At 29.1% G+C, this 25,841-nt stretch carries 26 protein-coding genes and 2 riboswitches; of the genes, 12 read left to right on the top strand and 14 right to left on the bottom strand.

Annotated features, from left to right (window positions below):
• The 8 genes from RSF37_RS11005 to hflX all read right to left on the bottom strand — a co-directional run.
• Positions 1 to 267, bottom strand: a 267-nt coding sequence (locus tag RSF37_RS11005; protein ID WP_332564448.1) for an iron-containing alcohol dehydrogenase, incomplete at its 3' end; no start/stop codon positions are given.
• A gap of 142 nt (positions 268 to 409) precedes the next feature.
• Entirely contained in the window at positions 410 to 1,123 is a 714-nt protein-coding gene (locus tag RSF37_RS11000) for a DUF975 family protein (RefSeq protein ID WP_332564447.1), read from the bottom strand.
• Positions 1,124 to 1,380: 257 nt separating this feature from the next.
• Positions 1,381 to 1,752, bottom strand: coding sequence for an S-Ena type endospore appendage (locus tag RSF37_RS10995; RefSeq protein ID WP_332564446.1), 372 nt, complete (start codon positions 1,750 to 1,752; stop codon positions 1,381 to 1,383).
• Positions 1,753 to 1,936: 184 nt separating this feature from the next.
• Positions 1,937 to 2,674 (bottom strand): YebC/PmpR family DNA-binding transcriptional regulator, encoded by a 738-nt coding sequence (locus RSF37_RS10990; RefSeq protein ID WP_332564445.1) that lies wholly within the window; start codon positions 2,672 to 2,674, stop codon positions 1,937 to 1,939.
• A gap of 114 nt (positions 2,675 to 2,788) precedes the next feature.
• Positions 2,789 to 3,436 carry a YigZ family protein gene (locus RSF37_RS10985; RefSeq protein WP_332564444.1) on the bottom strand — a complete coding sequence of 216 codons (648 nt, stop codon included), beginning with the start codon at positions 3,434 to 3,436 and terminating at the stop codon, positions 2,789 to 2,791.
• A complete protein-coding gene (gene pdxR / locus RSF37_RS10980; RefSeq protein WP_332564443.1) occupies positions 3,424 to 4,839 on the bottom strand; it encodes a MocR-like pyridoxine biosynthesis transcription factor PdxR in 1,416 nt (471 codons plus the stop codon). The genes RSF37_RS10985 and pdxR overlap by 13 nt, the downstream gene beginning before the upstream one ends.
• Before the next feature lie 11 nt (positions 4,840 to 4,850).
• Positions 4,851 to 5,747, bottom strand: a complete 897-nt coding sequence (locus RSF37_RS10975) for a nucleotidyltransferase domain-containing protein (protein WP_332564442.1) — start codon at positions 5,745 to 5,747, stop codon at positions 4,851 to 4,853.
• Between the two features lie 146 nt (positions 5,748 to 5,893).
• The gene (hflX, locus tag RSF37_RS10970; protein WP_332564441.1) at positions 5,894 to 7,693 is read right to left on the bottom strand and encodes a GTPase HflX; all 1,800 of its coding nucleotides are present in this window, start codon (positions 7,691 to 7,693) and stop codon (positions 5,894 to 5,896) included.
• Between the two features lie 170 nt (positions 7,694 to 7,863).
• Between hflX and hpt the strand changes: the two genes are divergently transcribed.
• Positions 7,864 to 8,391, top strand: a complete 528-nt coding sequence (gene hpt / locus RSF37_RS10965; RefSeq protein WP_332564440.1) for a hypoxanthine phosphoribosyltransferase — start codon at positions 7,864 to 7,866, stop codon at positions 8,389 to 8,391.
• Between the two features lie 48 nt (positions 8,392 to 8,439).
• On the opposite strand, the gene yunB is transcribed toward hpt, so the two are convergent.
• The gene (gene yunB, locus RSF37_RS10960) at positions 8,440 to 9,084 is read right to left on the bottom strand and encodes a sporulation protein YunB (RefSeq protein ID WP_332564439.1); all 645 of its coding nucleotides are present in this window, start codon (positions 9,082 to 9,084) and stop codon (positions 8,440 to 8,442) included.
• 98 nt (positions 9,085 to 9,182) lie between these two features.
• Here yunB and RSF37_RS10955 point away from each other — a divergent pair, with 98 nt between their 5' ends.
• Together RSF37_RS10955 and RSF37_RS10950 are read left to right on the top strand one after the other, a co-directional pair.
• Entirely contained in the window at positions 9,183 to 11,681 is a 2,499-nt protein-coding gene (locus RSF37_RS10955) for a transglycosylase domain-containing protein (protein ID WP_332564438.1), read from the top strand.
• A 245-nt stretch (positions 11,682 to 11,926) separates the two neighbouring features.
• On the top strand, positions 11,927 to 13,333 hold the full coding sequence (locus tag RSF37_RS10950) for an alanine/glycine:cation symporter family protein (RefSeq protein ID WP_332564437.1): 1,407 nt from the start codon (positions 11,927 to 11,929) through the stop codon (positions 13,331 to 13,333).
• 38 nt (positions 13,334 to 13,371) lie between these two features.
• Here RSF37_RS10950 and RSF37_RS10945 read toward each other — a convergent pair whose 3' ends face one another.
• A complete protein-coding gene (locus tag RSF37_RS10945) occupies positions 13,372 to 14,184 on the bottom strand; it encodes a PepSY domain-containing protein (protein WP_332564436.1) in 813 nt (270 codons plus the stop codon).
• Between the two features lie 229 nt (positions 14,185 to 14,413).
• Between RSF37_RS10945 and RSF37_RS10940 the strand changes: the two genes are divergently transcribed.
• A complete protein-coding gene (locus tag RSF37_RS10940) occupies positions 14,414 to 14,797 on the top strand; it encodes a YtxH domain-containing protein (RefSeq protein ID WP_332564435.1) in 384 nt (127 codons plus the stop codon).
• The gene (locus RSF37_RS10935) at positions 14,797 to 15,114 is read left to right on the top strand and encodes a hypothetical protein (protein WP_332564434.1); all 318 of its coding nucleotides are present in this window, start codon (positions 14,797 to 14,799) and stop codon (positions 15,112 to 15,114) included. The genes RSF37_RS10940 and RSF37_RS10935 overlap by 1 nt, the downstream gene beginning before the upstream one ends.
• 16 nt (positions 15,115 to 15,130) lie before the next feature.
• Here RSF37_RS10935 and RSF37_RS10930 read toward each other — a convergent pair whose 3' ends face one another.
• A complete protein-coding gene (locus tag RSF37_RS10930) occupies positions 15,131 to 16,219 on the bottom strand; it encodes a GNAT family N-acetyltransferase (protein WP_332564433.1) in 1,089 nt (362 codons plus the stop codon).
• 404 nt (positions 16,220 to 16,623) lie between these two features.
• On the opposite strand from RSF37_RS10930, the gene RSF37_RS10925 reads away from it, so the two are divergent.
• Genes RSF37_RS10925 through RSF37_RS10905 form a run of 5 tightly spaced genes read left to right on the top strand, consistent with a single transcriptional unit; the run spans position 16,624 to position 20,915 of the window.
• On the top strand, positions 16,624 to 17,163 hold the full coding sequence (locus RSF37_RS10925; protein WP_332564432.1) for a helix-turn-helix domain-containing protein: 540 nt from the start codon (positions 16,624 to 16,626) through the stop codon (positions 17,161 to 17,163).
• A gap of 35 nt (positions 17,164 to 17,198) precedes the next feature.
• Positions 17,199 to 18,254 (top strand): spermidine/putrescine ABC transporter ATP-binding protein, encoded by a 1,056-nt coding sequence (gene potA / locus RSF37_RS10920; protein WP_332564431.1) that lies wholly within the window; start codon positions 17,199 to 17,201, stop codon positions 18,252 to 18,254.
• Positions 18,247 to 19,086 carry an ABC transporter permease gene (locus tag RSF37_RS10915; RefSeq protein ID WP_332564430.1) on the top strand — a complete coding sequence of 280 codons (840 nt, stop codon included), beginning with the start codon at positions 18,247 to 18,249 and terminating at the stop codon, positions 19,084 to 19,086. The genes potA and RSF37_RS10915 overlap by 8 nt, the downstream gene beginning before the upstream one ends.
• Positions 19,080 to 19,862 carry an ABC transporter permease gene (locus tag RSF37_RS10910; protein ID WP_332564429.1) on the top strand — a complete coding sequence of 261 codons (783 nt, stop codon included), beginning with the start codon at positions 19,080 to 19,082 and terminating at the stop codon, positions 19,860 to 19,862. The genes RSF37_RS10915 and RSF37_RS10910 overlap by 7 nt, the downstream gene beginning before the upstream one ends.
• 3 nt (positions 19,863 to 19,865) lie before the next feature.
• The gene (locus tag RSF37_RS10905; RefSeq protein WP_332564428.1) at positions 19,866 to 20,915 is read left to right on the top strand and encodes an ABC transporter substrate-binding protein; all 1,050 of its coding nucleotides are present in this window, start codon (positions 19,866 to 19,868) and stop codon (positions 20,913 to 20,915) included.
• 49 nt (positions 20,916 to 20,964) lie between these two features.
• Here the strand turns inward: RSF37_RS10905 and ndk are convergent, their stop codons facing one another.
• The gene (gene ndk, locus RSF37_RS10900) at positions 20,965 to 21,369 is read right to left on the bottom strand and encodes a nucleoside-diphosphate kinase (RefSeq protein WP_332564427.1); all 405 of its coding nucleotides are present in this window, start codon (positions 21,367 to 21,369) and stop codon (positions 20,965 to 20,967) included.
• A gap of 144 nt (positions 21,370 to 21,513) precedes the next feature.
• Between ndk and RSF37_RS10895 the strand changes: the two genes are divergently transcribed.
• Positions 21,514 to 21,786, top strand: a complete 273-nt coding sequence (locus tag RSF37_RS10895; RefSeq protein WP_332564426.1) for an acylphosphatase — start codon at positions 21,514 to 21,516, stop codon at positions 21,784 to 21,786.
• 60 nt (positions 21,787 to 21,846) lie between these two features.
• Here RSF37_RS10895 and RSF37_RS10890 read toward each other — a convergent pair whose 3' ends face one another.
• Together RSF37_RS10890 and RSF37_RS10885 are read right to left on the bottom strand one after the other, a co-directional pair.
• Entirely contained in the window at positions 21,847 to 23,181 is a 1,335-nt protein-coding gene (locus RSF37_RS10890) for an alanine/glycine:cation symporter family protein (RefSeq protein ID WP_332564425.1), read from the bottom strand.
• A gap of 79 nt (positions 23,182 to 23,260) precedes the next feature.
• Positions 23,261 to 23,363: riboswitch (glycine riboswitch) on the bottom strand.
• Positions 23,364 to 23,365: 2 nt separating this feature from the next.
• Positions 23,366 to 23,445, bottom strand: a riboswitch (glycine riboswitch).
• 58 nt (positions 23,446 to 23,503) lie between these two features.
• Positions 23,504 to 25,006 (bottom strand): 2-isopropylmalate synthase, encoded by a 1,503-nt coding sequence (locus tag RSF37_RS10885; RefSeq protein ID WP_332564424.1) that lies wholly within the window; start codon positions 25,004 to 25,006, stop codon positions 23,504 to 23,506.
• Positions 25,007 to 25,222: 216 nt separating this feature from the next.
• Here RSF37_RS10885 and RSF37_RS10880 point away from each other — a divergent pair.
• The coding region (locus RSF37_RS10880) for an HAD family hydrolase (RefSeq protein WP_332564423.1) at positions 25,223 to 25,841 on the top strand (619 nt) is incomplete at its 3' end.

Below are 25,841 nucleotides of genomic sequence, written 5' to 3'. Positions count from 1 at the left end.
ACCACCTAAAGCTACAATTGTATCTGGACAAAACTTACCAAGTTCTCCAATTCCACTAACTATTAATTCAATTGGTGGATCTGGCACTATATCACTAAATATTTTGTATTCTTTTCCAGTTAAATTATTAGTTATTTTATCAATTGTCCCTGACTTAACCATGAACGGATCTGTTACTATAAATACTTTTTTTCCTTTTATCTTTTGTAAGTACTCTAAGGAACCTTCTCCAAAATATATGTTAGTCTTAATTTCAAAGTTTTTCATTTCCAATCCTCCTATGCTTTTCCATATAAAAAAAACAAGGAGCTCCATAGATATCTATGGAGCTCCTTTGCTCTCTTATACACTTCATTGTGTATATATAAAATATACTCTGTTATGTAATCATTGTCAATAATTAAAACCTTCATGAAATTACTATATTTTTCTCTTTTAATATCATTAAATAAAATTTGGTTTTTGCCACTGTAATATACGGTCCTACCCAAAGTACTGCAATGCCAAATGTTATAATAGTTAATAAAATCCATCCTATAAAGGAGAGTTCTAATTTAAGTAATCTAAATTTATTATCTTCCATTAAATCTAATGATGTATAAAGACTCTCTTCTAATCCAAAACCTTCAATAATTAAATAAGGTGTTGCAAAGAAGAATAACTGTAAAATTATTATAGTTAAACCGATCGAAATTACAAGTATTATTGCTAATCCAATTATTAATTCATAAACTGACTCAATATTTTGAGCATTATAAATTATATCAAAAAAACTTATTATTCCAGTAGCTGATACTAATATTATAATAAAGCTCGATATTGTAAGTACTATTATACCAAGTAAAAAAATTATAATAAAATATCTTAAATATATTTTAAAGTTTTTAATTCCTTTTTTTAAATCAAACTCATTATTCGTACAAAAGTTTAAAAATAAACCTTTAGAAAAAACTCCTACTATACTTAATATTATATATAACAATATACTTTTTATTTCTACGCCTTGAATACAATATTTGATTAAAAATATTATTAATAATGATGCTAATGAAAATATAGCAAATTTTTTTCTGTATCCATCTAACTGCATCCTAGCTTGATTTTTTAGTTCTTTGCTTGTCATCTATTCTTCCCGCCCCTTACTAAACATATCAATATTTTATCATGAATTTTATTTGTATTTTATAAATAAAAGATTAACTAAATAATAAGATTTAATTAATATATTTATTATTTACATTGTTGCTTATTTAAATGTATTTCTATTATAATGTTTATTATTGGTATATTATACAGACTTATAATAGTAGCGTAATTATTATTTATAAAAAGGCAGAGCTTAAAAAGCTCTGCCTAAAATAATATTATATCTAATACAGACTAATTAGCCAATGCCCTTACTTGTAAATCAAAGCAAAGTTTAACTAATGCTAAAGAACCTACTCCAATTGATTGAACTGTAACTGTAGTTAAATTCGATGCAGTAATTGCAGCCTCTTGATTTGGTTGTACTACTATATTTGTACTATTAACTGTAAAGTTTATTGCAGTATTTGATGATAAATTTTTTATTTTTATTGTTCCTCTAGTATCATTACTAACAGTTGATTGATAAACTATTACTACAGTATTCCTAGCTATTGTTTTTAAACTAAATTGTTCCTTAACAAAATCTGTACAACAAACGCTCTCTATATCACATACATTTTCCTTATAGTTTCCATAACAATTTTTTCTCATGTTTTCTTCCATATTAAATTATCTCCTTGTATATTTAATATAATATTTATTCTTAATATATACTATTACATAATTTATAAATTGTTACAAAATACAGTAAATTTCCTTGTTAAATTTCCACAAAAAATACCCTCTTATTAATATTTAAATTAATAAGAGGGTATTGGTACCTTACATAAAACTTAATATAAGTAAATTATTCTTCCCATCCTTCTGGGAATTCTGCATTGTGATACACTTCTTGAACATCCTCATCATCATCAAGTAAGTCAAGCATCTTTTGGAACTTCTTAGCATCTTCTTCATTAATTGCTGTTGTTGTATCTGGAATCATATTAACTCCAGCTTCTAAGAATTCTAATCCATTAGCTTCTAATGTTTCTCTAACTTCACCAAAGTTTGATGGATCAGTATATACAACAAATACTTCATCTTCTGCTTGGAAGTCTTCTGCACCTGCATCTAAAGCCATCATCATAACTTCTTCTTCATCTAAATCGCCTTTTTCGATAACGATTTCTCCCTTTTCTTGGAACATAAATCCAACACAACCTGCTGTACCCATGTTACCGCCACCTTTAGTAAAGGCACTTCTTATATTACCTGCTGATCTATTTTTATTATCAGTTAAAGCTTCTACTATAACAGCAACTCCTGATGGACCATATCCTTCATAAACATTCTTTTCGAAGTTTACTGCTGATAATTCTCCTGCTGCCTTCTTAATTGATCTTTGTATAGTGTCATTAGGCATATTAGCTGCTTTTGCTTTTGCGATTACGTCTCTAAGTTTTGCATTAGACTCAGGACTTGGGCCACCACTTTTAGCTGCAACCATTAATTCTTTCCCAATCTTTGTAAAAATTTTTCCTCTTTTTGCATCCACTTTACCTTTTTTGGCTTGGATGTTATGCCATTTTGAGTGTCCTGACATGTCTATTCCTCCTTATTTTATGTTAATATAAAAATTATACCTTAAAATTATATCACAGACCTTTAAATTTATTCAATATTTGCAATGTTTATATTTTCTTAACAAATATAAGCATTATATTGCTTTAAAAAGTCTGTTGTCCTCTTTAAAATATATATCTTCTTCGCTTTTACTTAATATAGCTTTACCATTTGTAGCTTCTATAACTTCATTTTCAATAATTGGAATTATAATATCTTCTGCATAAATAAATACTTTTACTTTATCTGTGTATTCTGAATCTTCTATATGCCAATTATTTTGACCGCAAAGGTACTGTATCTTACCGATTAAATCATAATCTATTTCTATTGATACTTTACTTCCCTTTACTTTTTCTACTACACCTCCAGCTTTCAGTGCAATACTAGCTCCTTTAGTGTACGCTCTAGTAAGTCCACCAGCTCCAAGTAGAATTCCTCCAAAATATCTTGTAACTACTATAGCACAGTCCGTTACCCCTTGTTTTTTCATAACTTCTAATATTGGAATACCTGCTGTACCTTGTGGTTCTCCATCATCTGAGTATCTTTGGATTCCATAATTTTCTCCGATTACGTAGGCGAAGCAATTATGTCTAGCTTGTTTATGCATACTTTTTATTTCATTTACAAAATCTTTTGCCTCTTCTTCACTTTCTACTCTCTTAGCATAGCCTATAAACTCTGATTTTTTCTCTTCAAAGCTGTCTTCTCCCCGATCTCTAATTGTTATATATGCCATGATTTTAATTCCTCCTTAATTATGTTAATCCCTTTTCTTATTTTATCACAATCAGTTTGAGAGAATCCTATTCTAAATGACCTGTCCCCTTCTTTGTCATCTCTAAAAAATAATACTCCTGGAGTTATGTAAACTCCTTTTTTCATAAGCTTAAAAAACAACTTTCTAGAAGACATCCTTCTATCTTTAAATTCTAAATAAAAGTTTAGTCCACCTTCTGGTTTGTTAAAATATACATAATCTGAGAGCTCTTCTTTTATAAGATCTCCCATCAAATTATATCTCTTTTTGTACTCTACTGAAAGGTTATGAATATTCCCTCTAAAGTTCTCATTTGCAATATAATATTCAAGTGCTCTTTGCATAAGAGTTGATGTTGTAATATCCGTATTAAACTTTGTTCTTAAAAAGTGCTCTCTAAATACTTTCGGTGTTACTATATACCCAAGTCTTATTCCTGGAATAAATATCTTTGAGAAACTTTTAATATAAATTACCCTATCTTCAGTATCTAAATGTTTAAATGGAATATACTCAAAACTCTCTTCATAAATAAGTTCTGATAAATAATCATCTTCTATAATATAAAAATCATATTCTTTTGCAAGTTCTAAAATTCTTTTCTTTTTTTCTAAACTGTATGATGCACCTGTTGGATTTTGAAAATAGCTCATTGCATAAAATAATCTTATTTTATTTTTCTTAACTATTTTTATAAATCTCTCAATATCAATTCCGTCATTTTCTATTGGCACTTCAAATATATTAGCCCGTCTCCACTTAAATACTGATAATGCTCCACCATAAGTTGGCTTTTCAACGATTATATTATCATTTATATTAAGTAACGCCTTTGATGCTATATCTATTCCTTGCTGTGCTCCTGATACTATAAGTATATCATCAGTATTAATATTACCATTCCAAAATACATTGTTTATCGTTTCCCTTAAAGGATCATAACCTAAAGTATTTTGAGACAGTAATATTTCTTCACCATCTCTATCTAAAACTTTATTTATTATCTTTTTAAATTCTTTTATTGGGAATAATACTTCATCTGTTATCTCCCCTGTAAAATCAACATATTCCAATTCATAATTGTTCTTAAGCATCTTTAAACTTTGAGAATATGCGTTTCTAAATGCATTATGAAGTTCTTTCTTTTTTGCAAACGTTCCACTACCTACCTTTTGATAAGCAAACCCTTCATTTTGAAGTTTTTTATAACAATTAACTATAGTTATTTTATTAACATCTAAAAGCGCGCTAAGCTCCCTTATTGTTGGAAGTTTCTCTCCATCTTTTATCTTTCCATTATCAATTAACTGCTTAATCTTATTTGCAATTTGTATATATTTTGGTGTTTCCTCTTCAAATACTATCTCTTTAATAAATTTCAAACTAAATCACCTTATTCTATTCCATATACATTTTCACTTGTAATAATATTATCATTACAATCTATAACGTTCTTATTTCTTTTCTTTATTATACCTTTTGTAAGTAATCTTTTTAATATTTGTTCAAGCTTAACATTACACCCTTTTAATAGTTCATTACTCATTATTTCTGATGAACTTAAATATCCATCGTGCTCGCTTAATATATCTGTAACTATCTTTGCCCCATTTAATATATTATCATCTATATAGCTATTTATATAATCAATAATTTCTATTATATCTTCTGCCTTTATTCCACTAAAAAGTTTATTATCTACTAAAGTTTTAAATTCATCATTTAAATTAATCGCCATTCGTATTGCATCTTTACTTACTGTATAACCATTTAAGTTCAAATATAATTTTGAGAAACTATCTAAACTTCTAACCATCATTTCATAAGCTGTATAAACTCTATCGTTTTGTATGTATTTTTTGCATATTCCAACATCTTTAATTACTTTACTTAAGTATTCTAAATTTTCTATGTGATTGAATTCATCCCCAATGTAAATTGCTCTATTATATAAATTATTTACATCCTTATCTCTTGAAAAAACTAACTTTGAAAATCTAAGAATGTTTCTTGCAACACCTTTGCTTCCATCTTCTTCATAGGACTTTAAGAAATTATCTTTACTTACAATTCTAGTATGCACTGGTATTTTAAAATTCTCTGAATATATATCTCTTGTTCTACTATAATCTAAGTTATAAATAACAAAAAAATCAATATCTGATTCTTCCCATATATCACCTGAAACCATACTACCAAAGGTAAATACCGCTAAGACATTTTCATTTTTCTTAAAATTATCTAACATGTAATTAAATGCCTTTTGATATTCTATTATAATGTTTTTCATTTTATTTATAGCCCCCTTCATCATTTCTTCTATTATATCAAAAGTGTGTACATTGTTAAAATACTATTTCAAATTAATAAAGATTCCTAATATAAATTATTTACATTAGGAATCTTTATAATTCATAAAATAATAGAATACTATTATTAGTTTAATTCTTTTATTATATATTCTTTTGTCTTATTATATGCTTCATCATCAACTTCAACTGTTAGCTGAGTTCCTGCATCTACATATTCTTCGCTAATTATTCTTCCGTTTCTATGAAGGAATGATACAACATCACCTTTATCATAAGGAATAACATATTCACATTTTTTAAGACTATATGGAAGCTTTTCTTCTATTTCACTTAATAGTTCATCTAAGTTTATTTCATCTTTAGCTGAAACTCTTATTATATTATTATAGTAAGATAGTTTTTCTTCCATCTCTACTAAAGTTTCTTCACTTGCTTTATCTATTTTATTTAATACAAGTATTGTTTCTTTATCTATTGCACCAAGTTCTGACAATACTTCTTCAACTGCTTTTATTTGCTCTAAAGCATCATCACTTGAAGCATCAACAACATGACATAAAAGATCTGAATAAATAACTTCTTCTAAAGTTGATTTAAATGCTTCAACTAAATCATGAGGAAGCTTTCTAACAAATCCAACTGTATCTGTTAATGTTATTAACCCTTTATTTTTTAATACTATAGCTCTAGTTGTAATATCTAAAGTTGCAAATAGCATATCTGCTTCAAATACTTCTTCTTTATGTCTATTGTCTTTTGAAGCTGCAATTTTACAAAGCGCATTTCTAAGAGTTGATTTACCTGCATTTGTGTATCCTACTAGGGACACTTTAGGAATGCTCTCTTTATTTCTCTTTTCTCGTTGAACTTCTCTAATCTTCTTTATCTTTTTAAGTTCAGCGTTTAAGTCATATATAGTTTCTCTTATATGTCTTCTATCTGTTTCAAGTTTCTTTTCTCCAGGACCTCTAGTACCGATACCTCCACCAGTTCTAGATAATACTGTTCCAAGCCCTTGTAATCTACTTAATCTGTACTTAAGTTGTGCAAGTTCTACTTGAATATTTGCTTCTTTACTCTTTGCTCTTCTTGCAAAAATTTCTAGTATAAGTGTTGTTCTATCTATTACCTTTGCTCCAATTGCATTTTCAAGATTTCTAACTTGTGACCCTGAAAGTTCATCATCAAATATTATTACATTAGCTCTTTCAGTCTGTCTTAAATGAGCTATTTCAAGAACTTTTCCTCTTCCAATAAAGAAAGCTGGATCTATTTTACTTCTTCCTTGATATACTTTAGTTAATACAGGTATATCACAAGCTTTTGTAAGTTCTGCAAGTTCATCTAAGCTTTCTCTAGTATCTGAACCAACAAGTATAGCTTTTTCTCCATCATCTTCAATTACATCATTATCTTTTATAAGACTTTCTGCATATCTTATTTTTTCTATAATATCTATTGAAAGAAGTTCTTCTAATGATAAGTTTTGCTTTTCTTCATAAACTAAATTATCATCAAAAACTGTTAAATTGGCTAATGAGAAGTCAATTATTTTGCCTCCATATATTCCAATAGAAATTATTGCATCTAACTTTAACTTTAAAAGTGCTGTTAGATCAAGAGCTGAAAGATTACATAAACCATTTGGATGAGTGTGTATTACACGCACTCCAGATAATCTTTTCTCATTAATATCAAGTACTGGTAGTTCTACTGATGTAGAATCTCCTATTGCAATTGATGTCACCTTACCTCTTCTATCTATTGCTACACTTACTTCTCTCTCAATTTGAGATGAAATTCTAGATATTGTATCTATTATTTCTATGTTGCAAGCTTCTTGTTTTAAAGTTTTTACACTATATAAATCATCAAGTTCTGAAAGGTAAGAATTTTTTATTCCTTCAACGTTTCCATGTATCATTAAATCACCTTTTTCTTTATATCTATTTTGTCTAATTTGACTATAATTTTATACTATATAAACCTCATTGTAAATGTGTCCACACAAATTTACACTTGATTTTTATGCAATAATACAGTATTTTTATTATTACAAGAGTTTTTAAATACATTCATCGGAGGTTTTATAAAATGGAAGATAAAAAGCGTAATATTCTATTTTCAGAAGAACAAATACAAACAAGAATAGCTGAACTTGGAAAGGTAATAACAGAAGATTATAAAGATAAAAATCTTTATGTATTATCTTTATTAAGAGGAAGCTTTATATATGCAGCTGACTTAGTTAGATACATAGATACAAAAGCAAAGATTGGCTTTATGACAACTTCAAGCTATGGACATAGCGAAACAAGTTCAGGAAGCGTTCAAATCGTAAATGATATTCCAGATAATATAGAAGGATATGATGTTTTAATTGTTGATGATATCGTTGATAGTGGTATAACTATGGACTTCGTTATGAATCACGTTAAAAATTTAGGAGCTAAATCTGTAAAAGTTTGTGTTCTTTTAGATAAACCTTCAAGAAGAAAAGTTGAAGTTTCACCAGACTATTGCTGTTTTGAAATTGAAGACTTATTCGTTGTTGGATACGGATTAAACTATGGTGATTACTATAGAAATATCCCATACGTTTTCAACTGGGAAACTAACTAATACAAAACCCATAAAATAAAGGAAGGCACTGTGCCTTCCTTTATTTTTTTAATCATTAAGTTGTATTGCTGCATCTGGTATTTCGCCAACTATTATTGTTTCTGATAATGGAATTTGTGTATCCACTTCTATTTCCTTAGTGTACATAGGTATAATTATTTTCACCCTAGCTTTTACATTCAAATAAATCTTATGCCTTGTTTGATTAATACCTGCACTTTCAAATGTAGATTCATAATTAGTCTCAATATTTCCAAGTGGCTCCATTTCAATAGTTATTTTAGGGCCTAAATTATAATATATACTTTTATCAGTCATCCATCCTAGTGGTACTTCAATACCCTTTTGCCCTAGTTCTTCTAATCTATCATTACATTTAATTGATATTTGTGCGGTAAGTTTATTAAGTAAAGCTGTATTTGCAGTTATTGAATTAATCTTATTATTCTTATCCTTGTCAATTTTCACAATCTCATCTGTTGCTGATACTTCCTCATCAAAAACTTCAACACTTACAGTATTTATTGTCTTTACAGCTTCTGCTCTCATTAGAGTCTCCGAAATAGCTAAAACCGATGGCATTACTTTTTTATCGAAAACCATTAATAATAGATTAAAAAGTATAAACATGGTAATAATAATAGCTATAAAGGACTTATATTTCTTTGGATTGGCCTTTGTATAATATTTCATATAGCACCTTTTTATTGAGTTATTGGTTTAATCATATTATAATTATGCTATAATGGATAATAATATTATTTATTAATTTTAATGATTAGGAGGAAGAGATGGCAGATAAAAAAGTTCCAAAAAAGAATAAAAACACAAAAAATAGCCAAGCTTCAAAGTCTAACTCGAAAAAAGGAAGCTCTTCTGAAAAGAAAGTAAAAAAGAAGAAGATTTTTAAATGGGTAGGATTAAGTATATTATTTGCATGCTTAGCAATCGCAGTTATTGGAGTTGGTTATATAGTTGCTGTAATAAAAAATACGCCACCTATAGATATAAATCAAGTTGTAAATGTAGATCAAACCTTATCAGCCTATGATGATAATGATAAGTTCATTGCATCACTTCACGGCAAAGAAGATTATCAAAAAGCGACCTCAGAAGAAATACCTAAAAACCTTAAGAATGCTATTGTAGCCATAGAAGATGAAAGATTCTATGACCATAATGGAATTGATGTAAAAAGAATACTAGGTGCAGTTGCAAACGATGTCGTTTATGTTGTTACTGGTAAAGGAGGCCTTCAAGGTGCTTCAACCCTAACTCAACAGCTAGTTAAAAATACAATTTTAACTAATAAACAAACAATTGAAAGAAAAGTTAGTGAGATGTATCTTTCATTAGAACTTGAAAAGATGCTTTCAAAAGATGAAATATTAACAGCTTATTTAAACCACTTCCCAGTTGGAGGTATATCATACGGTGCACAAGCTGGTGCTAGTATGTATTTTGACAAGGATGTTAAAGATTTAGATCTTATACAATGTGCTTATTTAGCAGGTGTAACTCAAGCACCTACTGCTTATAGTGCTTACAATCCAGCTAACGAAAAAGACCCTAGCGTATACTTAAATAGAACAAAGACTGTTTTATCAAAAATGCTTGAACATAATTATATTACTCAAGATGAGTATAATAAAGCTATCAAAGATTTAGATAGCGGGAAACTTAAATTCAAAAGATCAAAAGTTGATTATAGACTTCCTTATGAAGACTTCTTATATGCAACTGTAGATCAAGTAAAAAAAGATTTAAAAGAAAAGTATAAATATAGTGATGAACAAGTAGAAAACCTTGTATCAACTGGTGGACTTAAAGTTTACACTACTATGGATAGAAAAATTCAAGATAGTACTCAAAGTGTATTAAATAATTATAATAACTTTAATATACCAGGTACTGATAAAGTTTCAGAAGATGGAGTACCACTACTTCAAGCTTCAGCTACTATTACAGATTATAGAACTGGAAAAGTTATTGCTTTAGTTGGTGGTAGAGGTGATCAAGGTGCTCGTTCACTTAATAGAGCTTACGGTTCTTACAGGCCAGTTGGTTCATCTGTTAAACCATTATCTGTATATGGACCTGCAATTGATACTGAAAAGTTAACTGCAGCTTCAGTTATTGATGATGCGCCAATACCAAAAGAAATTTCACCAACATTTAATCCAAAAAATACACCTGATGAGTATTATGGGCTGACAACACTTAGAGAGTCCCTTAAACGTTCAAGTAATGTTGGTGCAACACTTACATTATTAGAAACAGGTGAAGATACTGCATTATCTTATGGTAAGAAATTTGGACTTAAATATGAACAAGGTTCAATCAATCCGTCTGGACTTGCACTTGGTCAATTTAATAATGACTCTAAAAACCCAGATGGTGGTAACACATACTTAATGGCTTCTGCTATTGGTGCTTTTGGTAACAAAGGAATATATGTAGAACCTAGACTTTATACAAAAGTTGTTGATAATAACGGAAATGTATTAATTGATAATGAAATTAAAGAAGAAAAAATACTATCAGAACAAGCAGCTTACATCGTTTATGATATGATGAAAGGTCCTATCCAATACAATGCACAAAGAGCTCAATTTGGTGCAATGCCAGTTGCAGGTAAAACAGGTACTACTAGTTATAATAAAGATTACTGGTTTGCTGGTTTAACACCTCATTTAAGTGCTGCTGTATGGGTTGGTTATGATAAAAATAATACTATTAAAGGTGGAGGATCTGGTACTACAGCTTCTAACCTTTGGGGTAAAATAATGAAAGTAGCTAATGAAGGGTTAAGTACTCAAGATATAGCAAAACCAAGTGGTATAGTTGAAGTTGCTGTATGTAAAGATTCAGGAAAACTTCCAACAGATCTTTGTAAACACGATCCTAGAGGTAATAGAGTTTATACTGAAATGTTTATCGAAGGAACTGAACCTACAACTTACTGTGAAACTCATGTAAGTGCTTCAATTAATTCACTAAACGGTATGCTTGCGACAAATAATACTCCAAGTGGATTAATAGCTCAAAGAATATTCATAAAAAAGAGTTATCCAAATAGTGAAACTAAAGATTACAAATACGTACTTCCTACATCATCAGATACTATGACATCAATGCCAAAGACTGAGAAACCTGATGATAAAAAGGATGATAAAGATAAAAAGCCTGAAGATACAACAAAACCTGATGAAACTACGCCAGATACTGGAGATGAAACTACTCAGCCTCCTGTAACCCCTCCAGAGGCAAATCCACAGGCTCACAACTAGATAATATTTATATATTTAAGTGTATTATAGACCGCTACAAAATGTAGCGGTCTTTTTTTAATACACTTTTTGCATAAACTCATTTCATTTCTTGCATTATAGACATATAATTCATTTTTTTTTATTATTTTGACTTGTTACGAGGCTTGTTATGAAATTTCATCATTTTTTTCTTGCATTTTTTGATATTTTATTATAAAATAAACTCAGTTATTATATAAAATTTAATTTGAGGGAGGATTTAAATGAACATATTAAACGATCTTATACTACAATTTAACGATTTCTTATGGACGTACATTCTAATCGCGCTTCTTTTAATCTTAGGCGCTTACTTTACTATAAGGACAAACTTTGTACAGTTTAGATACATTAAAGAAATGTTTAGACTTCTTGGTGATGGTTTTTCTAAGAAGAAAGAAAAAGGAAGTATATCATCCTTCCAGGCATTCTGTATAAGTACAGCTTCAAGAGTTGGTACTGGAAACTTAGCTGGTATTGCACTTGCAATTTCAGTTGGTGGTCCTGGTGCAATATTCTGGATGTGGATTATAGCACTTATAGGTGCAGGTTCAAGTTTCGTAGAGTCAACACTTGCACAAATCTACAAAGAAAAGAATAAAGACGGATCCTTTAGAGGTGGTCCAGCTTACTATATGGAAAAAGGACTAAACAAAAGATGGATGGGAGTTTTATTCTCAATTCTTATAACAGTAGCATTCGGTTTAGTATTTAACTCAGTTCAATCAAATACTATAACAGAATCATTTAATACAGCCTTTGGTGCAAACAAATTAGTTGTTGGTTTAATACTTACTGCACTTACTGCTGTAATTATATTTGGTGGTATTCATAGAATAGCAAAAGTTACTGAGATCCTAGTTCCAGTAATGGCTCTAGCTTATATAGGAATAGCTATCTTAATATTAATACTTAACATTACTGAAATACCTTCTGTATTAAAATTAATTATTGAAAATGCATTCGGATTCAAAGAATTTGCAGGTGGTACTTTAGGTGGTGCCTTACTAATGGGAATAAAGAGAGGTTTATTCTCAAATGAGGCTGGTATGGGTAGTGCTCCAAATGCTGCAGCAACAGCAACAGTTACTCACCCTGTTAAACAAGGTTTAATACAAACACTTGGTGTTTTCACAGATACATTAATAATTTGTAGTTGTACTGCATTTATTATTCTTTTATCAGGTGTTGATTACTCAGGTCCTGGAGCATCAACTGGTATAAAACTTACTCAAGATGCTTTAAGCTCACAAATCGGACCGTTTGGTAATATATTTATTGCAATATGCATATTATTATTTGCCTTCAGTTCAATAGTTGGTAATTACTATTATGGAGAATCTAACATTGAATTCTTAAGTGATAAGAAATGGTTCTTATTTGCTTATAGAGCCTTTGTTATATTGATGGTATTCTTTGGATCTGTAGCTAAAGTTGATTTAGTATGGAACTTAGCTGATGTATTCATGGGATTAATGGCTATAGTAAACTTAATTGCTATACTTATGCTTAGTAAATTTGCATTTGCAGCGCTTAAAGATTACACAGATCAAAAGCGTTCAGGTATAAAAGAGCCGATATTCAAAGCTTCTTCAATTCCTGGATTAAAGAACGTAGAAGAATGGCAATAAAATAATAGATAAAAAAAACAGACAATATGTCTGTTTTTTTATTTTACTTTAGTTTCTTCAATTATATTACTAATAGAATTAATAACATCTCCATTATTTGCTGAAACAAAGTACATATAACTTTCCTCTTTATTAGAAATATTAATTACATAACAAAGTTCACTTTTATTACCTGTATCTTTATTATAAAAAGAAAGATATGTGTCACTTTCAATTTTACCCTTTGAATATAATTTATTAAATATATCTAATGCTGATTTCTCTGCTTCTTCTTTTGAAATATTTATATCTACCTTCTTGTGTTCTAATGTAGCTGTCTTATTCATATACCCTTGAAGTTTTCCATTTTCTTTGTTTATATTTATCAAAAGCTTCTCAGAATAATATGGATATCCATCCTCATACTTTGAAAAAACTATTGAATAATATGGATTCTTCTCTTCTTTATTAATACCTTCTACTTTATAATCCCCTTCACACAGTTCCTTAACATATAATTCAGCAAGTTCCTTTGCTTTTTCAGGAGAAATATTGATTTTATTGCTATTTTTAGTATTATGTACAAAACTAACTATATTTTTATTTTTATCTAAATCAACTCTATAATCTTTACTTACTAATGAATATATTCCCTCTTCATTTTCTGTTCCAGTCTTTTCTTTTACATCAAATTTTATTTCCTCTGGACTTTTATCTATAATATCCTCATTCTGCATTTCTTGAATAAAACTATTTGCTATCTCTATTTCGTTTCTTCCTTGACCAAAGTAATTGTAAACAAGTATAAATATTATAACAATTAAAATTACAATAGTACCAATACTTATATACATTCCTGTCTTTCTTCTCATAGCACCCCTCCAAAGCTTCTAATACTAGTATTTTTCCCTATCTTTATTTTACACTACACCTTATCTTTATGGAATAGTTTAAAGTATAATTTGTGTACTTTTTAAACTTAATCTTCCTTAATGTAAACATTATTATAATTCTTATAGTATAGCTTGTCACTTACAAATAATTCTAGTATACTACTAGTAAGAAATATATCTATATTTTAGTAATTGAGGAGGGTTTTGTATGAATTTATCAAAATTAATCGAAGAAAAAAGAAGAGCAAAGGCTAGAGCATCAAAAATGCAAACAGCTAAACATGTAGCTACAGGAGTTACTTTAGGTGCTACATTAGGAGCAGCATGTGCAGTTTTATTCGCACCAAAGTCAGGAAAGGAACTTAGATCTGACATGATGGTAGCCGCTAAAGATGTAAATGAAAAAGTAAAAACTAAAGCAAATACAGCTTCTGTCAATTGTAAAAATAATTACATGGAAGCTAAATCAAAAATTAAAGAATATTTAGATTCTAAAAACAAGGATACTGCTGATGTAGAAGCTACAGAAGAACCTGTTTCAAATGAAGCTTTAGAAAGCAAGAACATCGAAACAATTGAGGAAATTAAATAATGTATATAAATATCGCTGATCTATTTTGGATTATAGTTGGTATATTAGGTGCATGTGCTTTAGTTATTTTAATACTTTGCTTATTAAAATTATTTAATGTTTTAACTAAGGTTGATACTCTACTTGGAGAAAACAAAAAAAACTTAGACAGTACTTTAACTAATGTTAAAGGTATTACTGAAAATGTTAAAGATATTAGTGACGTTGCAACTGAAGCAACTGCTGATGCAATTGTAGTCAAAGAAAATCTAACAAATCAACTAACTAACATAAAAGAAATAGTTGCAATAGTTGCAAATGTTTTTCTAAAAAAATAAGTGGATTAAAATCCACTTATTTTTTTAGCCCTATTTCAGCAAACAACTTTTCTTCTAAGTCATTTCCGCCTATTTTCTTTATTAAATTTAAATAAAGTTCTAAAGTTCCCATTAAATTTGTGCTAAGCATTATTTTCCCATTATCTGTATAATTTCTATTGACTACTCTAAAGTATTCTTTATTATTTTTTAATCTCTCACTCCAATTTCCTTTTGGAACTACAACTCCGTTTAATTTATTACAAGAAGCAAGATAGCATATTCCTTCATTAATAGCACAAATAAAATCACATTCATTATAACTATTTATTACATGCTCTACTATTTGATTTTTCTTATCACTTAAAATTACTCCATTTCCACCTGGTATTATTAAAACATTTGGAGTTTTATTGTTATTATCAAATTCAATGTTAACTTTTATATCTCTACCTATTGATATAGTTTTATCTATTGCTATCCCATATACATTGAATATATCTTGTCCTAATAATTCATTAGCTTTTTCAAATAAATTTTTCGCCATAGTAAAATCTGATACATCCATATCATTTATCATAAGCATTCCAATATTAGCTTTATAGCATTTATCAAAATTTAAAAATTCTTCTTTTGATATTCTCATAGTGTTATCATTATTAAATCTTCTTACCTCTTCAAATCCTATTTTTTGCGCTACTCTCTCTCCAGCTTCAGTTAGAACCTTGTCCATTAATATATCTCCGCCAAACTCTAAGAAAAAGTATTCAAGTAAAAGTCTAACAGCCTCTTCCCCATAACCATTATTTCTATGGTTTGAATGTATCTTCACATTAAACCTTGCAATTTTCGTTGCTGAATCATATCCATGAAAACTTACTTCACCAATTGGGATATCTTTATTAGTATATACTAAGCAATAAAAATTTTTGCCGTCTGTTGGACTTATCATTTTCTTATAAAACATTTCCCATTTACTTTCAGGAAAATTAAAAACTCCTCCGATATCCTTCATAGTTTCTTCATCTTTCCATAATTCAGATACAAATTTAAGTTCTTCATATTGAGGTTGCTTTATATAAACTTTCTTCCCATTTCTCCTGTATAATCCATCACTTAATTTCATTTTTACCACCTTTGTTCTATATTGACCCTTCTTTATTTTTCTTTAAATACTACATTATATTAATTATAACAAACTTTAAGGATTTAATATATATAAGTGAAATTTTTCTATTTAATTAATAATATAGAATATTTTAACACTAAAATAACTTTTTTTAAATTTTATAAACATTTTAAAATACTTAGTATTACTAAACTTTTTAAATGTTTTTATTAAACTTCAAAAACGCCAAAACTCTATAAGTCGCTCATAGGGGCATATTACATATTGTTTTTTTTATTTTTTTAAAAGAAATATATTGATTTTTTTGCATATACTAATTATAATTAGTCTTGGTTGTTTAGTAATTTTAAACTTTATGTTTAGTAAAATTACATTCAAAAAAAGAATTGGTGGTGTGAATATTGGAAATCGGAGATAAAATAAGAAGCCTTAGAGTCGCTAAAGGCCTTACTCAAGAAGAACTTGCGAATAGATGTGAACTATCTAAAGGTTTTATTTCACAAGTTGAAAATGATTTAACTTCCCCATCTATTGCTACATTAGTAGACATACTTGAAATATTAGGTACTAATTTAACTGAATTCTTCAGTGAAAAAAGCGAAGAGAGAATCACTTACAAATGTGATGATATGTTTGAAACTGAAGATGAAAATTTAAAATATAGTTTAAAATGGTTAGTTCCAAGCGCTCAAAAAAATGATATGGAACCTATTATGCTAACTCTAAAACCTAATGGTAGATATATCGAGGAAGAACCTCACGAAGGTGAAGAATTCGGTTTTGTTTTAAATGGAAGTATTTTATTACATTTAGGTGATGAAGTATATAAAGTAAAAAAAGGTGAAAGCTTCTATTTCAAGCCAAAATCTAGTCACTATTTATCAAACCCAGGAAAGACAGTTGCTAAGATAATATGGATAAGCACTCCCCCATCATTTTAATTATTAAGTTTAAATTCTAGAAAGAGGTGTTTATTATGAATGACAACATTCTAATGCTAAAAGGTATAAGTAAGAAATATGGAGATAATGAGGTTTTAAAAAATCTTAACCTTAATATAAAGAAAAATGAGTTTTTAACTCTTTTAGGTCCAAGTGGATGCGGTAAAACTACTACATTAAAAATTATAGCTGGTTTTGAAACTGCAGATAGTGGAAAGGTTATGTTCGATGATAAAGATATGGCAACCCTTCCTTCTCACAAAAGACCAGTAAATACAGTATTCCAAAAATATGCTCTATTCCCTCATATGAATGTATATGACAATATTGCTTTTGGACTTAAAATAAAGAAATTACCAAAAGATGAAATTAAAGAAAAAGTTACTGATATGCTTAAGATGGTTGCACTTAGCGGATTTGAACATAGAAGTATTGATTCATTAAGTGGTGGTCAACAACAAAGAGTTGCTATTGCAAGAGCTCTAGTTAATGAACCTGAGGTTTTACTTTTAGATGAACCTTTAGGTGCATTAGACTTAAAGCTTAGAAAAGAAATGCAAATAGAACTTAAAAAGATTCAACAAAGACTTGGAATTACATTTATATTTGTAACTCATGATCAAGAGGAAGCACTAACAATGTCAGATACTATAATTGTTATGAATAAAGGACTCATTCAACAAATGGGTACTCCTCAAGACATTTATAATGAACCTTCAAATGCTTTCGTAGCTGATTTTATTGGTGAAAGTAACATAGTTGATGGTATTATGCATGATGACTTTAATACTGAGTTTTGTGGTCACATTTTTGAAAGTGTTGATAAAGGCTTCAAGAAAGATGAAGCAGTTGATATAGTTATAAGACCTGAAGATATAAAAATGGTTAAAGAAGATGTTGGAATGCTTAAAGGAAAAGTACTCTCTGTTGTATTTAAAGGAGTTCATTATGAAATAGAAGTCGAACTTGAAGGTTGTTTAGAAAAATGGATTATTCATAATACTAAATCAGCTGAGATTGGTTCTATAATTGGACTAGATATTTATCCTGAAGATATTCATGTAATGAATAAGGTAAATTCAAATGAATAATGATAAGAGAAGTCTAGCAGCTTCACCTTATATAATATGGAGTGCAATATTTATAATTGTTCCACTACTTATGATTTTATTCTTCAGTTTAACTATTGATACAGATACAGGTTATAAATTTTCTTTAGAGAATTTCAGCCGTCTTATGAATCCATTATATTTTAAAATATTTGGACGTTCATTATCACTTGCTTTAATTTCAACTGCTGTATGTCTTCTTTTAGGATATCCAGTAGCTTATATTATTTCAAAGATGCCAGAAAATAGACGTAATTTATTAATAATGTTATTTATATTACCTATGTGGATGAATTTCTTATTAAGAACTTATGCTTGGTTACCTATATTAGGTAAAAACGGTATTATAAATAATTTCCTTGGAGTTTTTGGTGTTGAACCAATTCAATTCCTTTATACTAACGGTGCTATACTACTTGGTATGATATATAATTTCTTACCATTTATGATACTACCTATATTTACAGTTTTATCTAAAATAGATCAAAACTTAATTAATGCTGCTTCTGACTTAGGCGCAAATAAAAAAGAGATATTTAGAAAAGTAATATTCCCTTTAAGTATACCAGGTGTTATTTCTGGAATAACTATGGTATTTATGCCTGCAGTTTCAACATTCGTAATTCCAAGACTTCTAGGTGGTGGAAAAGAAATGCTTATTGGTAATGTTATAGAACAACAATTCACAACTTTAAGTGATTGGCATTTTGGTTCTGCACTAGCCATAATTTTAATGATTTTAATATTGTTGTCTATGGCAATAATGTCAAGATTTGATGGTGAACAAGCTGAAGGTGGTGGACGTTTATGGTAAGCAGATTAGAAAAATTTATCAAGAAATTTTATCTAGGAATAATTTTCGTATTCTTATATACTCCAATAATAACTTTAATGGTATTCTCATTTAATGACTCTAAATCAATGGGTAGTTGGAATGGATTTACATTAAAATGGTATGGAGAGTTATTTAAAAATGAAACATTAATGGAAGCACTTTATTACACTGTAATAATTGCGCTTATTGCTTCTATCATAGCTACAATAATTGGAACAATAACAGCTATTGGTATTAACAGTATGAGAGGACGAAAAAAAGCTCTTTTATTAAGTGTTAATAATTTGCCTATAATTAATCCTGATATAGTTACAGGTATTGCTCTTATGAGTTTATTTATATTTTTAAGATTCACATTTGGATTTAACACAATGCTTTTAGCACATATAACATTTGATATACCATATGTTATACTTTCAGTTCTTCCAAAACTTAGACAGCTTCCTGACAACACAATCGATGCTGCTGTGGATCTTGGTGCAACACCTTTTTATGCTTTTAGAAAAGTTGTTATACCTCAAATTAAACCTGGTATATTCGCTGGATTCTTAATGGCACTTACAATGTCAATTGATGATTTTGTAATTAGTTTCTTCACAACTGGTCCTGGAGTTACAAATTTATCTATTGAAATTTACTCTATGGCAAGACGTGGTATTAAGCCAGAAATAAATGCCCTATCAACATTGATGTTTGTAGTGGTGTTAGCACTTCTATTAATAGTTAACAAAAAAAGAAGTGAAGAGGTGAACTAAAATATGAAAAAATCTAAATTATTTATTGCATTAACAGTACTAGTTGTTTTAACAGCATCTCTTTTTGCCGGTTGCACTAACAGCTCTCAAAAAGAATCCGCTAAAACTTTAAATTTATACAACTGGGGTGATTATATTGACCCAGCTTTAATTAGTAAATTCCAACAGGAAACTGGTATTAAAGTTAATTACAGTACTTACGATACTAACGAAATAATGTATGCAAAAATTAAAGATGGTTCAAGTGATTATGATTTAGTTATTCCCTCTGATTATATGATAGAAAAAATGATTAAAGAGAATTTAGCAGAAAAAATAGATTTTAATAACATACCAAATTACAAATATATTGGAAATGAATTTAAAAATCTTTCATATGATCCAAAGAATGAATATTCAGTTCCTTATATGTGGGGTACAATTGGTATAGTTTACAACTCTAAGATTGTAAAAAAACCTGTAGATAGCTGGAATATTCTTTGGGATAAAGATTATAAAGACCAAATAATAATGTTTAATTCAGTAAGAGATGCAATGGCAATAGCTTTAAAGAAACTTGGTTATTCACTTAATTCAGAAAACCCAGATCAAATTAAAGCTGCAGCTAATGCTCTAATAGAAGAAAAACCATTAGTTCAAGCTTACATGGTAGATGAAGTTAAAGATGCTATGATAAGTGGTGAAGCTGCTGTAGCTCCTGTTTGGTCAGGTGATGCAGTATATATAATGAATGAGAATCCTGATATAAAATATATCATTCCAAAAGAAGGCTCAAACGAATGGTTTGACTCTTTAGTTATTCCTAAAGGTTCTGTACATAAGAAGGAAGCTGAAATGTTCATAAACTTCTTATGCGATCCTGATAATGCACTTCAAAATGTTGAATATATTGGATACCAAACTCCTAATACAAAAACATTTGAAATGTTACCTGAAGAAATGAAAAAGGAATATCCATCTAAGGAAGATTTAAAAAAATGTGAAGTATTTACTGATTTAAATAAAAATACTTTAAAATTATATAATGATGAATGGATAAGAGTATTCTCTTAAACAAAAAAATACCTAGGTCAAATAATTGACTTGGGTATTTTTTTATTTATTAAGATTCATGAAACCATAAATCACATTCTCTTATCGCACTCTCTGGTGAGTCTGAGGCATGAACGCAGTTCTCTGTAATATTCTTACCATATAAGTATCTAATAGTGCCTTCTTCAGCTTTTTGTGGATTCGTAGCACCATTAATCCTTCTAACTCTTTTAATTGCATTATCACCTTCAAGCACCATAGCACAAATAGGTCCTCTTGTTATGTAACTAATAAGTTCATTAAAGAATTCTTTGTCTTTATGCTCCTCATAATGTTTCATTCCAAGTTCTTTCGAAACACAAATCATCTTAAGATTTGCTATTCTAAGACCATCTTCTTCATACTTTTCAAGTATTTTTCCTATAACATGTTGTTCAACTCCATCTGGTTTGATTAAAACTAAGCTCTTTTCCATACTTCCTCCATAATTTTCCTTTTTGATTATATTTTATTACAATTTTTTCCTAATTGCAATAATTTTCAGAATTTTGTATATTTTTTCAATTTACATTTTTATACTTAATTCCCTATGTTATAATACCCATAAGAGGTGAATTTTATGTATAGAATTAAAATTATTGTAAATGGGCATGTCCAAGGCGTTGGCTTTAGATATTTTGTGCTATCATCTGCACTAAAACTTAATATAACAGGTTTTGTTAAAAATTTAAGTAATGGTGATGTTTATATAGAAGGCCAAAGCGCTAAGGATAGTTTAGAAAGGCTTATCTCTATAGTAGAGGAAGGAAATAGATTTTCTAAAGTTTCAAATATTACTGTAGATGAAATTAACGTTGTACAGTCCGAGAATACATTTAAAGTTAAATACTAAAAATTCATAAAAATAAGGGTCTGTATCAAAATATTATTTTGATACAGACCCTTTACATATTTATTTCGAAATCTTTTTGAAAAATATATCTGTCTCTTCAAATATAACTTTTCTTAAAGCTATTATTGCTATTAAATTCGGTATAGCCATAAGACCATTTACAATATCTGCTGATATAAATATTACATCAAGTGATATAAAGGCTCCTACTGCAACTAGTATTATATATAAAATCTTAAACGGTATAATTGCTTTCTCATTTATTAAATACTCTACACATTTTTCTCCATAATAATTCCATCCAAGTATAGTTGTAAATGCAAAGAATATAAGTCCAATATTAACTATATACTTACCAATCATAGCTATTGGAAAGCCAGCCTCAAATGCTGCAGTAGTTAATTGTGATCCATCAAGTGGTGAACTGTACATTCCAGTTAAAACTATTACTATTCCTGTCATTGTACATATTATAATCGTATCAAAAAATGTACCTGTCATTGAAATTAACCCTTGTCTTGCAGGTTCATTTGTCTTTGCAGCAGCTGCTGCTATCGGTGCACTTCCAAGTCCTGATTCATTAGAAAATACTCCCCTACTTATACCTCTTTGAATTACCATCATAATTGTAACTCCAGTTGCACCCCCAAATGCTGCTCTTGGATTAAATGCACTTTCAATAATAAGTCTAACCGCATTTGGCACTTCTTTAATATTAAATATAATCACTATAAGAACTCCTACTATATAAAGTATTGCCATTACAGGTACAATTGTTTCTGATACTTTAGAGATCCTCTTTATCCCTCCTAAAGTTACCATTGAAACTAAAATAGTTATAATTATTGCTGTAATTATTATAGGTACATTAAAACTTGTTTTTACTGCTTCCGTAATTGATTTTACTTGAGCAAATGTTCCAATACCAAAAAGTGCTACTAACACTCCAAATAATGCAAAAGCCTTTGCAAGAACTTTACTGCCCATACCATTTTGTATGTAGTACATAGGGCCCCCTTTAACTTGGCCTTTTTCATCAAATTCTCTATACTTTATTGCAAGTACACCCTCTGCATATTTAGTTGCCATTCCAAAGAACGCTGCAATCCACATCCAAAATAGTGCACCTGGTCCTCCAGCTTTTATAGCTGTTGCAACTCCAACTATATTACCTGTTCCTATTGTTGCAGATAATGCTGTACAAAGTGCTCCAAAGCTTGACACATCTCCCATTCCTCCCTCTTCGCTTTTAAATATATATTTAAGAGCTTTTGGAAGTTTAGTTACTTGAAGACATTTAAGTTTGATTGTTAAATATAATCCTGTACCTAAAAGTAAAATTAATAGTGGCGGACCCCATACAATAGCGTCCAGTTTCGTTAAAAAATTTTCCATAAAAAAATCCTCCTAAAATATTAAAATTTTGGAGGAGATTAAATAAAGCTATAGAAAAATATTCCTAGCTTCAAAAAATCCCCTGTCCTTTTTACCTGAGAGTTTCAACATATAAAATATAAATATTTTATATATCTTGCTCCTTCGGTGCTTAAAGCATAATCTTTAAGTCTCTCCAGAGGCTCGTCCAATAGCGGTCCTAATACCTGAAAGATTTCCCTCTTCGGTGGATTAATAAATTAATCGCTCTCCCACTACCTTCATCCGAACTTATCTTATTTTGTTTCTATTATATAAACAATTCTTTTTAAAATCAAGTATTTTAATTTACTAATTTATTTAATGCATTCATATATGCCATTACACTAGCTTCAATCACATCAGTGCTTACGCCTCTTCCTATTATATTTCTGTCCTCATAAGATAGCTTTACAGTAACTTCACCTAATGCATCAGTTCCACTAGTAATTGCTTTAATATTATAATCTTTTAATACTAGAGCCTTATCTATTGCTCTTTCTAGCGCATTATAAAGTGCATTTACCGGTCCATCTCCACACGCAGCTTCCTCTCTTTCTTTATCTTCAAAGCTTACCTTAACTGTTGCAGTAGAACTTATACTATTACCTGTCGTTACATTGAATGTAATTATTTTATATTTATCTGAAACATTTATTGTTCCATGATAAATAAGTGCTTCAATATCTTTATCTGATACTTCCTTTTTCTTATCCGCTAAATTTTTAAACTTTAAAAATGTTTCATTTAGTTTATCTTTGTCTAATTGACATCCAAGTTCTTTAACCCTCTCTTCAAATGCATGTCTACCTGAGTGTTTTCCAAGTATCATATTATTAGTTTTAAAACCAACTGATTCAGGAGTCATTATTTCATAAGTTTCTCTATTTTCTAGTACACCATGCTGATGTATTCCAGATTCATGTAAAAACGCATTAGCTCCAACTATAGCTTTATTTGGCTGAACATTCACCCCTGAAAAATGTGATACTATCGATGATACTCTATATATATTTTCAGTATTTATATTAGTATATACGTTGTAAATATCTGATCTTGTATTAAGTGCCATTACAACTTCTTCTAACGCAGTATTTCCTGCCCTCTCCCCAAGTCCATTAACTGCGCATTCTATTTGAGTTGCACCATTTTCAACTGCTGCAAGTGAATTTGCTACAGCTAGTCCTAAATCATTATGACAATGGACGCTTATTATAACTTTATCAATTCCTTTTACATTTTCTTTTATCCCCTTAATAAGTGATCCAAATTCATCTGGCGTTGAATAGCCAACTGTATCTGGAATATTTAAAACAGTTGCACCACTTTCAATTGCAGCTTCTAACACTTCATATAAAAATTTTTTATCTGTCCTTGAACCATCTTCTGGTGAAAATTCTATATCATCTACTAATGTTTTTGCATAACTTACCATATCTTTAATTTTATTTATAACTTCATCTCTTGTCATTTTAAGTTTATATTTCATATGTATATCTGACGTTGCTAAGAATACATGAATCCTTTTTTTATTAGCATACTTTATAGCATCATATGCCCTATCTATATCTTTTTTGTCAGCTCTTGCAAGGGCATTTATTGTGGAATTTTTTATATTTTGAGCTATAAGTCTAACGCCTTCAAAATCTCCATCTGATGCAACTGGAAATCCAGCCTCAATAACATCTACTCCTAATCTTTCTAAATGTTTTGCAATTTCAAGTTTCTCTTTTGCATTTAGGCTAACCCTCGGTGTTTGTTCGCCATCTCTTAGTGTTGTATCAAATATATATATTTTTCTTTTCATAATTATTATCTCCTTTCTTCTTAAAATTAAAACCACGTACTAAATCTTAAATAGATTTTAGAACGCGGAATTTATAATATACTATTCCTATATTACTTTTACATATATTACCATAGTTTTATTTTTATGTCAATATTTTACTTAAACCTTTGTTTTCAATTTATTTTATATATGTTATTATTAAATTTGTTAAATTACATAGGAAAAGGTGATATTGTGATAAAATTAATTGCTTCAGATATGGATGGTACATTACTTACTCCAGAAGGTAAAATACCTAATGAATTTTTTGATATTTTTAAAGAACTTAAGAAAAAAAATATCGAGTTTGTTGTAGCAAGTGGCCGCCCTTATAAAACACTATATGAAAACTTTAGTGAAATATGTGATGATATATCTTATATATCTGATAATGGCGCTATGGTTGTAGAAGAAGGAAAAGTTACTTCTTTAGAAATTATAAAGAAAGATATTGTAGCTAAAGTTGCTAAAGTTTGTTCTGATATAAACAATATATCAATAATATTCTGCGGTGTTAAAAATTTCTATCAATTTTCATGTGATAAAACTACACAAGAAGAAATTGATAAATATTATTTTAATAAAACTATAATTAATTCTTTCGATGAAATAGATGACGATATTTTTAAGATTTCTATTTGTGATATGGGTGATGCTTTAACTCATTCTTATCCTATATTAGATGAAAAATTAAAATCTATTGAAGATCATATAAAAATAGTAGTTGCAGGTAAATATTGGACTGATATAACTAATATTAATGTAAATAAAGGAACTGCAATTGAAAAAATCCAAAAAATGAAAAATATATCTA

Source organism: Clostridium sp., assembly GCF_036643715.1.
Taxonomy (GTDB): Bacteria; Bacillota; Clostridia; order Clostridiales; family Clostridiaceae; genus Clostridium.
Note: the sequence above shows the minus strand (reverse complement) of the source record. Positions and strands in the feature narration are given on the sequence as shown.

What these genes read in the sequence shown, in the direction of transcription:
- hpt (WP_332564440.1), top strand. Translation starts at nt 7,864, where the DNA reads ATGGAAGATAAAAAGCGTAATATTCTATTTTCAGAAGAACAAATACAA.
- RSF37_RS10885 (WP_332564424.1), bottom strand. Translation starts at nt 25,006, where the DNA reads ATGAAAAGAAAAATATATATATTTGATACAACACTAAGAGATGGCGAA.
- RSF37_RS11000 (WP_332564447.1), bottom strand. Translation starts at nt 1,123, where the DNA reads ATGACAAGCAAAGAACTAAAAAATCAAGCTAGGATGCAGTTAGATGGA.
- RSF37_RS10935 (WP_332564434.1), top strand. Translation starts at nt 14,797, where the DNA reads ATGTATATAAATATCGCTGATCTATTTTGGATTATAGTTGGTATATTA.
- RSF37_RS10895 (WP_332564426.1), top strand. Translation starts at nt 21,514, where the DNA reads ATGTATAGAATTAAAATTATTGTAAATGGGCATGTCCAAGGCGTTGGC.
- RSF37_RS10915 (WP_332564430.1), top strand. Translation starts at nt 18,247, where the DNA reads ATGAATAATGATAAGAGAAGTCTAGCAGCTTCACCTTATATAATATGG.
- potA (WP_332564431.1), top strand. Translation starts at nt 17,199, where the DNA reads ATGAATGACAACATTCTAATGCTAAAAGGTATAAGTAAGAAATATGGA.
- RSF37_RS10950 (WP_332564437.1), top strand. Translation starts at nt 11,927, where the DNA reads ATGAACATATTAAACGATCTTATACTACAATTTAACGATTTCTTATGG.
- RSF37_RS10995 (WP_332564446.1), bottom strand. Translation starts at nt 1,752, where the DNA reads ATGGAAGAAAACATGAGAAAAAATTGTTATGGAAACTATAAGGAAAAT.
- RSF37_RS10905 (WP_332564428.1), top strand. Translation starts at nt 19,866, where the DNA reads ATGAAAAAATCTAAATTATTTATTGCATTAACAGTACTAGTTGTTTTA.
- ndk (WP_332564427.1), bottom strand. Translation starts at nt 21,369, where the DNA reads ATGGAAAAGAGCTTAGTTTTAATCAAACCAGATGGAGTTGAACAACAT.
- RSF37_RS10940 (WP_332564435.1), top strand. Translation starts at nt 14,414, where the DNA reads ATGAATTTATCAAAATTAATCGAAGAAAAAAGAAGAGCAAAGGCTAGA.
- RSF37_RS10955 (WP_332564438.1), top strand. Translation starts at nt 9,183, where the DNA reads ATGGCAGATAAAAAAGTTCCAAAAAAGAATAAAAACACAAAAAATAGC.
- RSF37_RS10975 (WP_332564442.1), bottom strand. Translation starts at nt 5,747, where the DNA reads ATGAAAAACATTATAATAGAATATCAAAAGGCATTTAATTACATGTTA.
- RSF37_RS10910 (WP_332564429.1), top strand. Translation starts at nt 19,080, where the DNA reads ATGGTAAGCAGATTAGAAAAATTTATCAAGAAATTTTATCTAGGAATA.
- RSF37_RS10985 (WP_332564444.1), bottom strand. Translation starts at nt 3,436, where the DNA reads ATGGCATATATAACAATTAGAGATCGGGGAGAAGACAGCTTTGAAGAG.
- RSF37_RS10890 (WP_332564425.1), bottom strand. Translation starts at nt 23,181, where the DNA reads ATGGAAAATTTTTTAACGAAACTGGACGCTATTGTATGGGGTCCGCCA.
- hflX (WP_332564441.1), bottom strand. Translation starts at nt 7,693, where the DNA reads ATGATACATGGAAACGTTGAAGGAATAAAAAATTCTTACCTTTCAGAA.
- yunB (WP_332564439.1), bottom strand. Translation starts at nt 9,084, where the DNA reads ATGAAATATTATACAAAGGCCAATCCAAAGAAATATAAGTCCTTTATA.
- RSF37_RS10945 (WP_332564436.1), bottom strand. Translation starts at nt 14,184, where the DNA reads ATGAGAAGAAAGACAGGAATGTATATAAGTATTGGTACTATTGTAATT.
- RSF37_RS10930 (WP_332564433.1), bottom strand. Translation starts at nt 16,219, where the DNA reads ATGAAATTAAGTGATGGATTATACAGGAGAAATGGGAAGAAAGTTTAT.
- RSF37_RS10990 (WP_332564445.1), bottom strand. Translation starts at nt 2,674, where the DNA reads ATGTCAGGACACTCAAAATGGCATAACATCCAAGCCAAAAAAGGTAAA.